Raw genomic sequence first — 14,131 nt, forward strand, 5'->3', positions numbered from 1 at the left:
CCATTACTGACTCGGTTTTTGTACGAATTGTACTCCTTCACCTTTCGAAACGGTACCGATGATGAAGGCCGCTTCACCCTGATTTTTCAATAAAGCGACAATGTTCTCTGCGTCTTCTTCCTCCACTGCGAGCACGAAACCGATCCCCATGTTGAAGATATTGTACATTTCCTCATGCGGGATTTCCCCGTACTTCTTCAGGGCATCAAAGATCGCCGGTGTTTCCCAGCTTCCTTCATGAATGACTGCCCCGAGCCCTTGTGGAAGCATCCTAGGGATGTTCTCGATGAACCCGCCTCCGGTGATATGGGACATCCCATTCACACGATAACGCTTTAAAACGTCAAGCACCGGTTTCACATAAATCTTCGTCGGGGTAAGCAGCGTTTCTCCAAGTGTAGTGTCGAGCTCCGGCAAAGCATCTTCAAGTGCGAAGGAATGATCTTCAAAAAAGATCTTTCGTACTAAAGAGTACCCATTACTGTGTATACCACTCGAACCGAGTCCGATTAACATGTTTCCTTCAGAAATTTTCTCCCCGGTGATGATTTCTTTCTTCTCACAGGCACCGACTGAAAAACCTGCGATATCGTATTCTTCATCTGTATACATTCCTGGCATTTCGGCTGTTTCACCGCCGATCAGTGCACAGCCCGCCAGTTCACATCCGTCCGCAATCCCTTTTACAATACCTTCTATTTTTGCCGGATGAGCCTTTCCGGTCGCTATATAATCTAAGAAATAAAGCGGCTCCGCGCCTTGCACAACGATATCATTGACGCACATCGCAACACAGTCGATGCCGATCGTGTCATGACGGTCGGCCATGAATGCAAGCTTCAGCTTCGTCCCGACCCCGTCAGTCCCTGAAACAAGGACAGGTTCCTTCAAGCCAAGATGGGATAAGTCAAACATCCCGCCAAAGCTTCCGAGCTGACCCATCACACCTTCGCGTGCGGTCCGCTTCACATGTTTTTTCATTCGTTCAACAGATTCATAACCTGCTTCGATGTCCACGCCTGCCTGACGATATGCATTCGCCATTTCGAATCTCCCCCTATTTCACAAGCTCTTTTTCATGAGGATGAAGGGTATCCGGATAAATTTCCGTCGGATACTTCCCAGTGAAACAAGCCATGCACTGACCGCGTGTTTCTGAAGAGTCATTGCGCCCGATCGCTTTCAATACACCCTCTGTACTTAAAAATGTCAATGAGTCCGCCCCGATGATCTGACGCATCTCTTCTATTGAATTACTAGACGCAATCAGCTCTTCATGCGTCGAGGTATCAATTCCGTAGAAGCACGGATTTTTAATAGGAGGGGAACTGATGCATACATGCACTTCCTTCGCTCCCGCTTCCTTCAGCATCGTCACGATCCTTCTGCTCGTCGTTCCGCGCACGATCGAGTCATCCACCATCACGACGCGCTTCCCTTCCACTACCCCTCTTACAGGGGAAAGCTTCATCTTCACACCCTGTTCACGAAGGGATTGTGATGGCTGGATGAATGTACGCCCGACATAGCGGTTCTTAATGAGACCCATTTCATAAGGGATCCCGGATGCCTCTGCATATCCGATCGCACTTGAAATACTTGAATCAGGCACACCGGTTACAACATCCGCTTCAATCGGAGCTTCATACGCAAGCTCCATCCCCATCCGCTTACGGGCGGAATGGACATTGATTCCTTGAATATTGCTATCAGGTCTTGAGAAATAGACGTATTCCATCGTACACATCGCATTCCCACCTGAAAAACTGAACCGTTCCGAGGTGATTCCCTCATCATTGATGATCAGGAGCTCACCAGGTTCGATATCCCTGACAAATTCAGCCCCCACAATATCAAAGGCACACGTCTCAGATGCCACGCAGTACGCATCCCCGAGCTTTGCAAGCGACAGCGGACGCAGACCATGCGGATCAAGTGCCACCATCATCTCTGTTTCCGTCATGACGAGAAACGCGTAAGCCCCTTTTAACATCGTCAGCGCGTTCTTGACACGGTCCTTCAATTGATGATAACCACTTCTTTTGATCAAGTGAGCCAACACTTCTGTGTCAGAAGTTGTTTGAAAAATGCTCCCTTGCCCCTCTAGCTGATGCTTCAAGGCATTCGCATTGACCAGATTTCCATTGTGCGCAAGAGCAAGTCCGCCACTTTGCGAGTTGAACAGGAGCGGCTGGACATTTTCATATCCTCCGCCCCCGGCAGTCGCATAGCGTACGTGTCCGATTGCACCGTATCCAGTCAGCTTCTCGATCGAACCTTCCTGGAAAACCTCCGTAACAAGCCCTTCCCCTTTGTGACCGCGCAGCGTATCCCCATCCGATACGACGATCCCGGTCCCTTCCTGTCCGCGATGCTGCAGACTGTGAAGGCCATAATATGTGATTTGGGCGGCGTTCGGGTGTCCCCAAATCCCGAACACGCCGCATTCTTCATTTAAGCCTTTGATTTCAGCAAGCATGGAATTGCTCCTCTCCAGGCTGACTCCAGTTCATCAGCAGTCGCCTGTATAAGAATGTCACCTTGACGGGATGCGATCGTGATTTCGCCGTCTTTCTTCACCGCTCCGACTGTCTTCGCTTCCCCTACTAGTTTTTCAAACGCTTCTCGATTTTCTGGTTTGACGGAAACCAGGAAGCGTGATTGTGTTTCACTGAATAACTCGGAAACATGGCAGTCTCCGTCTACAAAGATTTCCGCTCCCAATCCCTTTGTACCGAATGTAGACTCCGCTAGAGCAACGGCAAGGCCACCCTCCGCGATGTCATGGGCAGAAGCGACAAGTCCTTTTTGAATGGCTTCAAGAAGCTGCATTTGACGACGAAGCTCGACTTTCAAGTCAATGCCAGGTGCCTGACCGAAGATCTTCCCTTCCGTCATCTTTTGGAGCTCACTTCCGCCGAATTCAGCATGTGTCTCTCCGATGAGATAAATAAGATCTCCCGCTTCCTTGAAGCTTTGAGTCGTAATATGATCAAGGTCTTCCACAAGTCCGACCATGCCGACTACTGGAGTAGGGTAAACAGCCGTTCCCATCGATTCGTTATAGAGTGATACGTTTCCGCCAATGACCGGTGTTGATAGCTCACGGCACGCTTCACTCATTCCGTCGACAGACTTCTCGATCTGCCAGAAGATTTCAGGCTTCTCCGGATTACCGAAGTTCAGGCAGTCTGTGATCGCAAGTGGGATTCCTCCTGAGCACACGATATTACGTGCCGCTTCCGCTACTGCGATCTTCCCGCCCACTTCAGGATCCAAATAAAGATAGCGAGAGTTGCAATCCGTCGTCATGGCAAGTGCTTTTCTCGTACCGCGCACACGGACGACTGCTGCATCCGATCCCGGGCTGACGACCGTACTCGTCCTGACTTGGTGATCGTATTGGTCATACACCCATTCTTTACTTGCGATTGTCGGCTGCTGCAATAAAGCCATCAACGTTCCTTTATAGTCTTCCACTTGTGGAACCGGTGTTTCCATCGCTTGGAACTCTTTGTAGTATGCCGCTTCCTCAGAAGGTTTATGGTACACTGGCGCTTCCTCTGCAAGGGCATCGACTGGGACATCCGCCACGACTTCCCCTTTATGAAGAAGGCGAAGACGCTTATCATCGGTCACCTTTCCGATTGAGACCGCTTCTAAATCGTATTTTGAAAAGAGGTCGACAATCTCCTGTTCGCGGCCCTTTTCAACGACGATCAGCATGCGTTCCTGTGATTCCGAAAGCATCATTTCATAGGCAGTCATGCCTCTTTCACGTTGAGGCACAAGATCAAGATTCATTTCGATTCCTGAACCGGCTTTGGACGCCATCTCTGCAGACGAGCTCGTCAATCCGGCTGCCCCCATATCCTGAATCCCGACAAGTGCATCGTTTTGGACAAGCTCCAGGCAGGCTTCCAACAGAAGCTTCTCCATGAACGGATCTCCGACCTGGACGGCAGGACGCTTTTCCTCTGACCCTTCGTTCAATTCTTCTGAAGCGAATGTCGCACCGTGGATTCCGTCACGTCCCGTTTTAGCCCCGACATACATAACCGTGTTGCCGACACCGTGCGCCTGGCCTTTTTTGATATCCTTATGATCGATCAATCCGACACACATGGCGTTGACGAGCGGATTCCCTTCATAAGCTGAATCAAATTGGACTTCCCCTCCGACCGTCGGGATTCCGATGCAGTTACCGTAGCCTGCGATACCCGCGACTACTTCTTTAAATAGATACTGAACACGAGGAGAATCCAATTCTCCAAAGCGTAATGAGTTGAGGAGTGCAATAGGTCTCGCTCCCATCGAGAATACATCACGTATAATGCCCCCGACACCCGTCGCCGCTCCTTGATAAGGTTCAATCGCTGAAGGGTGGTTATGGCTTTCGATTTTGAATACCACCGCCTGATCATCGCCGATATCAACAATCCCAGCTCCTTCTCCAGGTCCTTGAAGAACACGTTCGCCTGTTACCGGGAATTTCCTAAGGACAGGCTTGGAATTTTTATAGCTGCAGTGTTCTGACCACATGACCGAGAAAAGTCCGGTCTCCGTGTAGTTAGGTGTTCTTCCCAGGATGTTTTCCACCATTGAAAATTCTTCGTCTGTTAATCCCATTTCACGATAAAGCTGTTCTTCTTTCACCTTTGATGGGGTTGGTTCAAGCATTAACGACATGTTTTTCCCTCCAGTGTTTGACAATCGATTGAAAAAGTTTCTTCCCGTCTTCACTACCTAATAAAGTATCCATCGCACGTTCCGGGTGAGGCATCATCCCAAGGACATTTCCGCGCTCGTTCGTGATCCCCGCGATATCCGCCACGCTTCCGTTCGGATTTTCATCGCTGTAGGTGAACACGATCTGGTTGTTCTCCTTCAGGCTTTCAAGCGTCTCGTCGTCGCAGAAATAATTCCCTTCTCCGTGAGCGATCGGGATTCTGATTTCCGCTCCTTTTTCATAGCTGCTTGTGAACATCGTTCCGTTGTTTTCAACCGTTAATGGAACGGTCTTGCAGATGAATTTCAGGCTGTCATTGCGGCGCATCGCCCCTGGTAGCAAGCCTGTTTCCAATAAGATTTGAAATCCGTTGCAGACACCGAGTACCGGCTTCCCTGCTTCTGCTGCTTTCACAACTTCTTTCATAACGTTCGAGAAACGTGCGATCGCCCCTGAGCGCAGGTAATCGCCATAAGAGAATCCGCCTGGAAGTAAGATCGCATCATAGCCTTCAAGCGAAACATCATCATGCCAAACGTAATCGACTTCCTCCCCGATTTCATCCTTGATTGCATGGTACATATCAATGTCACAGTTCGAACCCGGAAATACAATCACTGCAAACTTCATTGAGCCACACTCTCCTCGATTTCATATCGATAATCCTCGATGACAGGATTCGCGAGCAGGCGGTGACACATTTCTTCAACTGCCGCTTCGACATTCTCTACAGTAGATGGAAGAGTTAGTTCCATATATTTTCCGACACGCACATCTTCAACCGCTTTGAACTCCATTGAATGCAGCGCCTGTTTAACGGCACTTCCTTGAGGATCTAATACACTTTCTCTTAATGTGATATAAACCTTTACTTTGTACATGGATGTTTTCCCCCTAAGCGTTCTAATATGATTGAATATACTTCTGTTAAACTACCTAACTCTCGTCTGAACACATCTTTGTCGAGCTTCTGCTTTGTTTCAGCGTCCCATAGGCGGCATGTATCAGGTGATATCTCATCCCCCAATAGGATCTGACCGTCACTGCCCTTGCCGAATTCAAGCTTGAAATCTACTAAAATGACACCTGCATCTTTGAAAATCCCTTGTAATACTTCATTTACTTGAAGGGCCATCTCCCTTAGCTTTGCACGTTCCTCATGAGTAGCAATCTCCAGGTAATCAATGTGATCATCCGTAATAAGCGGATCCCCAAGGTCATCATTTTTATAATAAAATTCGATGATCGGCTTCCTCATCTCGGTTCCCTCTTCAATGCCAAGGCGCTTTGAAAGGCTTCCTGCGATCACATTCCGGACGACCACTTCGAGCGGAATAATGTCGACCCGCTTCACCAGCTGTTCATGATCGGACAGCTGCTTGATGAAATGACTCTCGATCCCCTGTTCTGCAAGCTTTGAAAATAGCAGACTCGAAATCTGATTATTTAAAACCCCTTTGCCATCAATATCCGCTTTCTTCTCCCCGTTAAAAGCAGTGGCGGAATTCTTGTACTGGATCCAAACGACTTCTTCATCACTGGTGGAATAAATTTGCTTCGCTTTTCCTTCGTATAAAAGCGTCCCTTTTTCCATGTGAAATCCCCCTGTTATGTCAATATTGGCAATCTTCAGTCTATATCCCGATAAAAAAAGGGAGGGATCTTGTCAAAACCCCTTCCCTATCCTTTTGTCTAAGTGCTTATTCCACCAATCCGCAGCGTTCAAAAATCGTATCCACATGCTGGAGGTGGTAATTATAATCGAAGCAATCATCGATTTCAGCTGGAGAAAGCTTGGATGTGATCGTACCGTCTTCCTCGATCAGTGAACGGAACGGAACCTGTTTCTCCCATGCTTCCATCGCCTTCGGCTGCACGGTGTCATATGCCTCTTCACGCGCCATGCCTTTATCGATCAAGGCAAGAAGGACGCGCTGCGAGTAGATCAATCCGAGCGTACGATCCATGTTGCGCTTCATATTCTCAGGGAATACCGTCAAATTCTTCACGATATTGCCAAAGCGGTTCAACATGTAATTAAGGGCGATCGTTGCATCCGGCAGGATCACACGTTCAGCTGAAGAATGAGAGATGTCACGTTCATGCCATAACGGTACATTTTCGTATGCCGTCATCATGTATCCTCTGATCAAGCGGGCCATCCCAGTCATGTTCTCAGAACCGATCGGATTTCGCTTATGAGGCATGGCGGATGAACCCTTTTGACCTTTTGCAAAGAATTCTTCCACTTCACGCGTTTCACTCTTCTGAAGTCCGCGTACTTCCACTGCAAACTTCTCAATCGAAGTCGCAATCAACGCTAGTGTGCTCATGTAGTGAGCATGGCGATCACGCTGAAGCGTCTGTGTGGATACTGGTGCCGGCTTGATGCCAAGCTTCTCACACACATACTTTTCAACGAATGGATCGATGTTGGCGTATGTTCCGACCGCTCCGGAAATCTTACCGAATTCCACTCCGTCAGCAGCTGTTTTAAAACGGTCTACGTTACGCTTCATCTCTTCATACCAAAGGGCAAGCTTCAAACCGAAAGTCGTCGGCTCGGCATGGACACCATGCGTTCTCCCCATCATGACCGTGTGCTTATGCTCGATCGCTTTATTCTTCAAAATCTCAACGAATCGTTCAAGATCGTTCATGATGATCTTATTCGCCTGTTTCAATTGATACGAAAGCGCCGTGTCAACGACGTCTGTCGATGTCAGGCCGTAATGGACCCATTTTCTTTCTTCTCCAAGCGTTTCAGAAACGGCTCTTGTGAAAGCCACAACATCATGTCGTGTTTCCTCTTCGATTTCTTTGATGCGGTCTACATTAAAGCCTGCATTCTCACGGATTTTCGCCACATCTTCTTTCGGGATATCGCCGATTTCAGCCCATGCTTCACATGCAAGGATCTCCACTTCAAGCCAAGCTTGAAACCTATTTTCCTCTGTCCAAATCGCTCCCATTTCCGGGCGTGTATAGCGTTCAATCATTTCGTTCGTCCTCCGATCTTTTCCTGTACCTTCCAAACACCGGCTTCATTGACCGTCTCCATCGTTTCATCAACGTCATCCGTCAAGATGGTCACGTGGCCCATCTTCCGTTTCGACTTCGGGACATCCTTGCCATAAAGGTGGATGAACCAATCCGGGTGATTTGGAATTTCCTTCATGATAGGCTCGATATGTTCACCTAATAGGTTAACCATCACAGCGTTCTTTAATAAGGAAGGCTGAACAAGCGGCCAGTTGCAAATCGCTTTGATATGCTGTGCGAACTGTGACGAATCGCACGCTTCGATTGAGTAATGTCCTGAATTATGAGGTCTCGGTGCCAGTTCATTGATATAGATGGAACCATCTTCCGTCAGGAACATTTCAATGGCAAGCGTTCCGACAAGATCAAGCGTCTCGCTGATTTTCTCCGCCATCCCGATCGCTTTTCTTGCTATGTCTTCAGCGATGCGTGCAGGCGCAATCGTTTCATGCAGGATGTTATCAACATGGATATTTTCCACTACAGGAAAATGCGTCTGCTGTCCGTCAGGGTTCCTTGTCACAATCACCGATAACTCTCTTTCGAACGGAATCCATTTTTCAAGTACGCACGGTCCACTCTCAAGAAGAGCTGCCGCTTCCGTTACTTCTTCCACTCTCCGGATCACGAATTGCCCTTTGCCGTCATATCCGCCCCTTGATGTCTTTAGAACGGCTGGTAGCCCAAGCTTTTCTATATTATCATAGATGTCTTCTTCCTGGTGAATCACAGCATAGGGTGCCACTTCAACACCTGCGAGTGTGAGGGCCTCTTTCTCGGTGATCCGGTCCTGTGTGATGCGGATCAGCTCCGCTCCCTGTGGCAGGTACGCCCTGCCCGAAAGCCATTTCAATGCTTCATAATCGATATTTTCGAATTCATATGTAATCACGTCCGATGCCTCGGCAAGGCGGTCGAGCGCCTCATATTGATCGAAAGGAGCCGTGATCACCAAGTCCGCAACCTGTGCACAAGGCGATGCCGGGGAAGGATCCAATACCGCAATCCTGAAGCCGTTATGCTTTGCCGCAAGAGCCATCATCCGGCCAAGTTGCCCGCCGCCGATGATTCCGATCGTCTGTCCTGGCAGAATCGTTTTCTTAAACAAGGTCATCACCGCTTTCCATCACTTTTTCCCTTAATGCTTCCCGTCTATTCTCAAGTGTACCTGCGAGCTCTTTATCTTCGATGGATAGGATCTGTGCTGCAAGTAGACCTGCATTCGTCGCTCCCGCCTTCCCGATTGCAACCGTCGCAACCGGCACACCGCCCGGCATCTGTACGATGGATAAGAGTGAATCCAACCCATTAAGCGCCTTCGATTGGACCGGGACCCCGATGACCGGAAGAGTCGTCTTTGCCGCCACCATGCCAGGAAGATGGGCCGCGCCGCCCGCTCCTGCAATGATGACCTTGATTCCTTTATCCCTCGCAGCCTCTGCGTATTCAAACATATAATCAGGTGTTCTGTGAGCCGAAACGACCCGTTTCTCATACGGAATGTCAAGCTCCTCCAGAATGTCACATGCATGCTTCATCGTTTCCCAATCTGACGTACTTCCCATAATGACCGATATCATCGTGACAGGCACCTCCAACTAGTAATCTTTTTTTATAAAAAAATACCCAGATCAATTGTTCTCTTACATGAGAGAAAGCAATTGATCTGGGTATTTTAACCGTACAAAATCAGCCCTTACACCAGGGTCTTATGACGATTCTGTCTCCAGACAAGTCACTTCCCCTCATAGTCCGGCCGTTTACGGCAGCCAGGTAGAAACTTACGGGCCATATTCCCATTATTATATGAGGGTATTCGATTCATTTGTCTTCATCATACCGTGATTTCATGGCACTGTCAACGAATTATCGAACGATTTTAAATGTCTGAAAATTAATGTTCGGATTTCGGTAGAATTAGTCTTCAATCTTCCTTCCTTCGAAAACAATTGTCTGCCTTACAGGGACAACATCCGTTTTCCCACCGTCCTTCTTCTCTTGGAAAACAGGCTTCTCCATTCGTCTGACCGGCATATAACCCGCTTCTTTCATACGATCCAGGCAATCACCGATCGTTTCGTGTTCCTGTACTTCAAATAACAGCTTCTGTTTACTCATACTTTGATTTTTCCTTTACGTATATTTCGGACCGTCTTCACCCAGAATCCGCCGTGAATCGTCTTCGGCTCATAGGCGATGATGAATGCTTTCGGATCAAGCTCCTTGATTGTAGCATAAAGCTGCATCTCATACTTCCGTGGAGTCAGGATCTGAAGTGCCATCCGATTCCCTTCCAATCCATTCGCTTCCCAGTTCGTCACTCCATACCCTTTCGAGCGGAGCTCATCAGGCAACGCCTTATCATATTCCTTTGTGATCACGTTAACCGTAATATACCCCAAGGCAAGCTTCTCTTCAATCTTCATTCCGACAATGACACCGATCCCGTACCCGACCGCATATGCAATCAGATTCTGGATTTCATTCAGGTTGTCCAATACAAGCCCGAGACCGACCACATAAATGACCACCTCAAACGTACTGACAAATGCCGCGAAATACCGGTAACCCTTCAACGTCAAAATCATCCGGATCGTAAAAAACGAAACGTACACAATATTTATTACCAAGATGATCAACACCATCATCACACTATTCTCTAACAACTGTACAAGCCTCCTTACTCTATAACATGTTCAAATTAAGTATTAATTCTACTAGAAAAATGCCAAAATAAAAACCATACAAATCAAAATTACCCATGCGACTACGATGACAATTTTTAGAAATCATCCGTTTTTCCCCAGTATGACTGCGGTAGGATCAGGACACATCCACGAAATTAGGCTAAATTCATTTTCTCATCAAATTCTAATCTTTCTTTAATAGTTTTCACTTTTTCACCCATTATCATTAGACTTGCTTATGAATAAAGATTTCACTCCTCGACACGGGGAAGCCAACTACTTCTTTCGTGTTTAAATCTTTATAAAATGAGGCTCATTCTAAATTTCTTTATTTGGTGACAAAAGCTTTGCTGTAGCTTTTGTCTATTTTTTTGTGTAAAAACATGAAAAGAACTCTTTTGAACACCGCTGTTGATTTCCGTGAAAGACTTCGCTTTCCGCGGGTAGCCTGTGAGCCTCGTTAGCATTGAACGAGGAATTGTCCAGCTCCAGGGCTTAGAGGCACATGTCATAAACCGACCAAGAAGGCAAAGAACGCCTTCGTGGCCGATTCATCTTATGCCACCCGCCTCTATTCAATCGGAGTCTTCGTCTTTCACTCCAATCAACAGCTGGAACATGTTATATATAGAAACAAACTAATACCAAGCTTTTTTCAACCGTATTGGAGATGCCTAATTTAAGAATCCTCTCCAATCAAGATATAATTTAAAAAGGTTCAACGACGGTTGTGATGAGAATTCATCTTTGTCGTTGAACCTTTTTTTACTTTGTCATTAAACCGTTGCTGGTTTGGATGTTGGTTGGTTTTGTTCTTCTATTTTGTTGACGGCGTCTTCGCTTGTGTCGACCCGTTTAACAAAGAGCGCGAGTACAAGGGCGACGAGATTGATACCTAGGGCTACGTAGAATGAATACTGGATACCCGCCAAAAGGGATTGCTGTGTCAAAGCAGCGGTTGATGCATCCGTAATGGTGGCAGGATCCACACCGCTCATCAAGCTTTCAGCTTCCGTCTTGGCCACTGTGTTCATGATCGTGATCAGGATGGCTGTTCCAATCGAGCCCGATACTTGCTGTGCCGTATTGTTGACTGCCGTACCATGCGGATTCAAACGGTTCGGTAATTGATTCAATCCGTTCGTCATGATTGGCATCATGACCATCGACATCCCGAACAGTCGAAGTGTATAGATCATGATGATATGCTTGTATGTCGTATCAAGCTGCAGGTTGGCAAGCATATACGTCGAAACTGCCGTAATCATCAGACCTGTAAGGGATAATAGACGAGGACCGAATCTATCGAACAGTTTCCCTGTAATCGGAGACATGATTCCCATGATGATCGCACCCGGCAACATCATCAACCCTGAATCAAGCGGGGATATGCCGCGTACGCTTTGCACATAAGCAGGTGTAAGGATCATCCCTGAGAACATCGCAACCGCATTGACAATCGCAATCACGGATGCAAGAGCAAACATCGGATATTTGTATACATGAAGATTCAATAATGGTTCATCGATCTTTAACTGGCGGATGATGAATGCAATCAACGCGATCCCGCCGACGATCAACGTCGTCAATACAACGGTATCCGTCCAACCGTCGGAACTTGCGGCACTGCATCCATACAGTAATCCACCGAAACCGATACAAGATAAGACCAGTGATAAATAATCAAGAGTAGCTTCTTTATTTTGATCCATCACATTTCTGAATTTCCAAACAGCCAGTAGTAAACTTATGATTGCCAATGGCAAAATCATTTCGAATAATAAACGCCAATCGTGATACTCAACGATATATCCGGAGAGAGTAGGACCGATTGCTGGTGCCGTAATCATCACCAGGCCGAAAACTCCCATCGCAGCCCCGCGTTTTTCACGTGGGAAGCTGACGAGCATAATATTCATCAACAACGGTCCCATTACCGAAGCGCCTGCTGCCTGCACCATACGCCCTGTTAGCAATACGCCAAAGTTAGGGGCGAATGCAGCCAATGCCGTCCCAAGCGCAAAAATCGTTAATGAAGTAATCACCAGACTGCGATTGGAGAAGCGTGTAATCAAAAACGCAGATGCCGGAATCAATACCCCACTCACCAGCATATAGCCTGTCGCAAGCCATTGGACCGTAGAGTAATCCTTTATTTCTAAATCCATCATGATCGAAGGCAACGCCACATTCAATAGCGAGTTGTTCAGAAACGCGACAAAAGCTCCAATGAACAAGATAGCCAACATCAAATAAGGTGGTTTATTTTGTTGAATTGTAGAATTCATATCCTCATCCCTTTTATTTGTTATGCATTTATTTTGTTACTCGAATCATTTTATACCGATAGTATAAATAAATCAACACTTTTATACCAAGAGTATAAATTGTTGTATTTCCAGTGTAAGAATTTTATACTTACATATAGTGAAAAGACTGGAGGAAGGTATGAATAATCGAAAAAGGAAAGTAGCAGATATCGCTTTATCACTGTTTATTGAAAAAGGTTTCCAACAAACATCGATACAGGAAATCATCGATAAAGCAAACATTTCAAAAGGGACATTCTACAATTATTTTTCCTCAAAAAATGATTGTATTGCCGATATTCTCGAATACTTGCGCTACGATGCCAGCCAGCAGCGGGTAGCGATGCAAATAGGCAAGGATACAAAGGACCGCGAAGTATTTGTCGATCAGATCGTCATCCTTATGCGCCTGAATGCAGAACGGAATTTAAGTGTATTATTTGAAGCCATCCTCTCATCCAACGAGGCAGAATTAAAGAAACTCGTCATGCAGCACCGGATGTACGAAATGGAATGGTTGTCCAATCGGTTTATCGAAGTGATGGGAGATGAAGTACGTGACGTTTCATTCGAAGCAACCGTACTGTTTTATGGCATGCTTCACTACATGGCATTCACCTTGCGCGTGACCAACAGTACCTTTTCGTTAAAACAATTGGCCAACGTCATCCTGTCCTATACCGAACTGATCATCCCGTACATGTTGAATAATGGAACAGCATTACTCAACCACTCTTCTATTGATCTATTACAATCCAACATCAGTAAGGATACAGTGACAAAAGCGGACGTCTTGGAACTGGCCGATCTTCTTCGGCAACAATATCGCCTCAACGAAGAGCAAGAGGACCTGCTAGATGCCATCGTCAAAGAGTTACAGCGCGAACGCATCCGCAAAGTCGTCCTAAAACCGCTGCTGAAGCCATTTCACCAGCTATTCAACGATACAGAGATTGAAACACACGCCCACAAGTTCACGAATATGGTTTGGTATTATTTAAAATCAATAAAATAAGATGGACTTGATAGTAAAGCTGCCGATTGTGATTGAATCGGCAGCTTTTTTTGTTGCAGTGCAGGTGGGGGTGATTTGGAACAGACAAATGAATGGGCTTACTGTTTTGGTGGAATGGTTGTTCGTCCATAGGTACGGATTCGAGGGCTACTGGAGTCGGGCAGCGGATAGTGTTGAAGAGGCAGAGGGTATCAGGGTGGCGAAAACCGAGAAAGAGGCTAGTTTTGATAATAATGGTCTTCTGTCAAGAAAGTGGACAATACAAAATGAGAAATTTTTGTCCTGTAATCCTACCGCACTTCGTTTGGTGGGGCATGAAAAACGATCAATCCAAAACCAGGATTGCTCC

The 14,131-nt window shown here is 46.7% G+C and carries 14 protein-coding genes and 1 riboswitch; of the genes, 2 read left to right on the forward strand and 12 right to left on the reverse strand.

All coding sequences use genetic code 11. The features are described from left to right. Positions 1–3 precede the first annotated feature (3 nt). The 12 genes from purM to LCM10_RS14340 all read right to left on the reverse strand — a co-directional run bounded on the left by purM (position 4) and on the right by LCM10_RS14340 (position 12,746). Complete coding sequence (gene purM, locus LCM10_RS14285) at positions 4–1,044, reverse strand: phosphoribosylformylglycinamidine cyclo-ligase (protein WP_224876935.1); 1,041 nt, start codon at positions 1,042–1,044, stop codon at positions 4–6. Positions 1,045–1,057: 13 nt separating this feature from the next. Continuing rightward, positions 1,058–2,479 (reverse strand): amidophosphoribosyltransferase, encoded by a 1,422-nt coding sequence (gene purF, locus LCM10_RS14290; RefSeq protein ID WP_224876936.1) that lies wholly within the window; start codon positions 2,477–2,479, stop codon positions 1,058–1,060. Beyond that, entirely contained in the window at positions 2,455–4,689 is a 2,235-nt protein-coding gene (gene purL / locus LCM10_RS14295; protein WP_224876937.1) for a phosphoribosylformylglycinamidine synthase subunit PurL, read from the reverse strand. The genes purF and purL overlap by 25 nt, the downstream gene beginning before the upstream one ends. Beyond that, positions 4,673–5,359, reverse strand: coding sequence for a phosphoribosylformylglycinamidine synthase subunit PurQ (gene purQ / locus LCM10_RS14300; protein WP_224876938.1), 687 nt, complete (start codon positions 5,357–5,359; stop codon positions 4,673–4,675). The genes purL and purQ overlap by 17 nt, the downstream gene beginning before the upstream one ends. Next, complete coding sequence (gene purS, locus LCM10_RS14305) at positions 5,356–5,610, reverse strand: phosphoribosylformylglycinamidine synthase subunit PurS (protein WP_032085443.1); 255 nt, start codon at positions 5,608–5,610, stop codon at positions 5,356–5,358. The genes purQ and purS overlap by 4 nt, the downstream gene beginning before the upstream one ends. Next, entirely contained in the window at positions 5,598–6,323 is a 726-nt protein-coding gene (gene purC, locus LCM10_RS14310) for a phosphoribosylaminoimidazolesuccinocarboxamide synthase (protein ID WP_224876939.1), read from the reverse strand. Before purC ends, purS begins: the two co-directional genes overlap by 13 nt. Before the next feature lie 106 nt (positions 6,324–6,429). Further along, positions 6,430–7,728, reverse strand: a complete 1,299-nt coding sequence (gene purB, locus LCM10_RS14315) for an adenylosuccinate lyase (RefSeq protein WP_224876940.1) — start codon at positions 7,726–7,728, stop codon at positions 6,430–6,432. Then, positions 7,725–8,885 carry a 5-(carboxyamino)imidazole ribonucleotide synthase gene (purK, locus tag LCM10_RS14320; RefSeq protein WP_224876941.1) on the reverse strand — a complete coding sequence of 387 codons (1,161 nt, stop codon included), beginning with the start codon at positions 8,883–8,885 and terminating at the stop codon, positions 7,725–7,727. Before purK ends, purB begins: the two co-directional genes overlap by 4 nt. Beyond that, positions 8,872–9,351 carry a 5-(carboxyamino)imidazole ribonucleotide mutase gene (gene purE / locus LCM10_RS14325; protein ID WP_224876942.1) on the reverse strand — a complete coding sequence of 160 codons (480 nt, stop codon included), beginning with the start codon at positions 9,349–9,351 and terminating at the stop codon, positions 8,872–8,874. Before purE ends, purK begins: the two co-directional genes overlap by 14 nt. A 148-nt stretch (positions 9,352–9,499) precedes the next feature. Further along, positions 9,500–9,601: riboswitch (purine riboswitch) on the reverse strand. A gap of 87 nt (positions 9,602–9,688) precedes the next feature. Further along, positions 9,689–9,889 carry an NETI motif-containing protein gene (locus tag LCM10_RS14330; protein WP_224876943.1) on the reverse strand — a complete coding sequence of 67 codons (201 nt, stop codon included), beginning with the start codon at positions 9,887–9,889 and terminating at the stop codon, positions 9,689–9,691. Beyond that, positions 9,886–10,416, reverse strand: coding sequence for a DUF2179 domain-containing protein (locus LCM10_RS14335; RefSeq protein ID WP_412103408.1), 531 nt, complete (start codon positions 10,414–10,416; stop codon positions 9,886–9,888). The genes LCM10_RS14330 and LCM10_RS14335 overlap by 4 nt, the downstream gene beginning before the upstream one ends. A gap of 818 nt (positions 10,417–11,234) precedes the next feature. Then, entirely contained in the window at positions 11,235–12,746 is a 1,512-nt protein-coding gene (locus LCM10_RS14340) for a DHA2 family efflux MFS transporter permease subunit (protein WP_224876945.1), read from the reverse strand. A 160-nt stretch (positions 12,747–12,906) separates the two neighbouring features. Here LCM10_RS14340 and LCM10_RS14345 point away from each other — a divergent pair, with 160 nt between their 5' ends. After that, complete coding sequence (locus LCM10_RS14345) at positions 12,907–13,782, forward strand: TetR/AcrR family transcriptional regulator (protein ID WP_224876946.1); 876 nt, start codon at positions 12,907–12,909, stop codon at positions 13,780–13,782. Positions 13,783–13,789: 7 nt separating this feature from the next. Next, a partial coding sequence (locus LCM10_RS14350; protein WP_224876947.1) for a hypothetical protein occupies positions 13,790–14,131 on the forward strand: 342 nt, incomplete at its 3' end.

It is taken from the genome of Rossellomorea aquimaris (assembly GCF_020171925.1).
Lineage (GTDB): Bacteria > Bacillota > Bacilli > Bacillales > Bacillaceae_B > Rossellomorea > Rossellomorea aquimaris_F.

Bases quoted from the DNA above. Each gene is read 5' to 3' on its own strand.
- LCM10_RS14340 (WP_224876945.1), bottom strand. From the start codon at position 12,746: ATGAATTCTACAATTCAACAAAATAAACCACCTTATTTGATGTTGGCT.
- LCM10_RS14345 (WP_224876946.1), top strand. From the start codon at position 12,907: ATGAATAATCGAAAAAGGAAAGTAGCAGATATCGCTTTATCACTGTTT.
- purL (WP_224876937.1), bottom strand. From the start codon at position 4,689: ATGTCGTTAATGCTTGAACCAACCCCATCAAAGGTGAAAGAAGAACAG.
- purC (WP_224876939.1), bottom strand. From the start codon at position 6,323: ATGGAAAAAGGGACGCTTTTATACGAAGGAAAAGCGAAGCAAATTTAT.
- purE (WP_224876942.1), bottom strand. From the start codon at position 9,351: ATGATATCGGTCATTATGGGAAGTACGTCAGATTGGGAAACGATGAAG.
- purF (WP_224876936.1), bottom strand. From the start codon at position 2,479: ATGCTTGCTGAAATCAAAGGCTTAAATGAAGAATGCGGCGTGTTCGGG.
- purS (WP_032085443.1), bottom strand. From the start codon at position 5,610: ATGTACAAAGTAAAGGTTTATATCACATTAAGAGAAAGTGTATTAGAT.
- purK (WP_224876941.1), bottom strand. From the start codon at position 8,885: ATGACCTTGTTTAAGAAAACGATTCTGCCAGGACAGACGATCGGAATC.
- purM (WP_224876935.1), bottom strand. From the start codon at position 1,044: ATGGCGAATGCATATCGTCAGGCAGGCGTGGACATCGAAGCAGGTTAT.
- purB (WP_224876940.1), bottom strand. From the start codon at position 7,728: ATGATTGAACGCTATACACGCCCGGAAATGGGAGCGATTTGGACAGAG.
- LCM10_RS14335 (WP_412103408.1), bottom strand. From the start codon at position 10,416: ATGGTGTTGATCATCTTGGTAATAAATATTGTGTACGTTTCGTTTTTT.
- LCM10_RS14330 (WP_224876943.1), bottom strand. From the start codon at position 9,889: ATGAGTAAACAGAAGCTGTTATTTGAAGTACAGGAACACGAAACGATC.
- purQ (WP_224876938.1), bottom strand. From the start codon at position 5,359: ATGAAGTTTGCAGTGATTGTATTTCCGGGTTCGAACTGTGACATTGAT.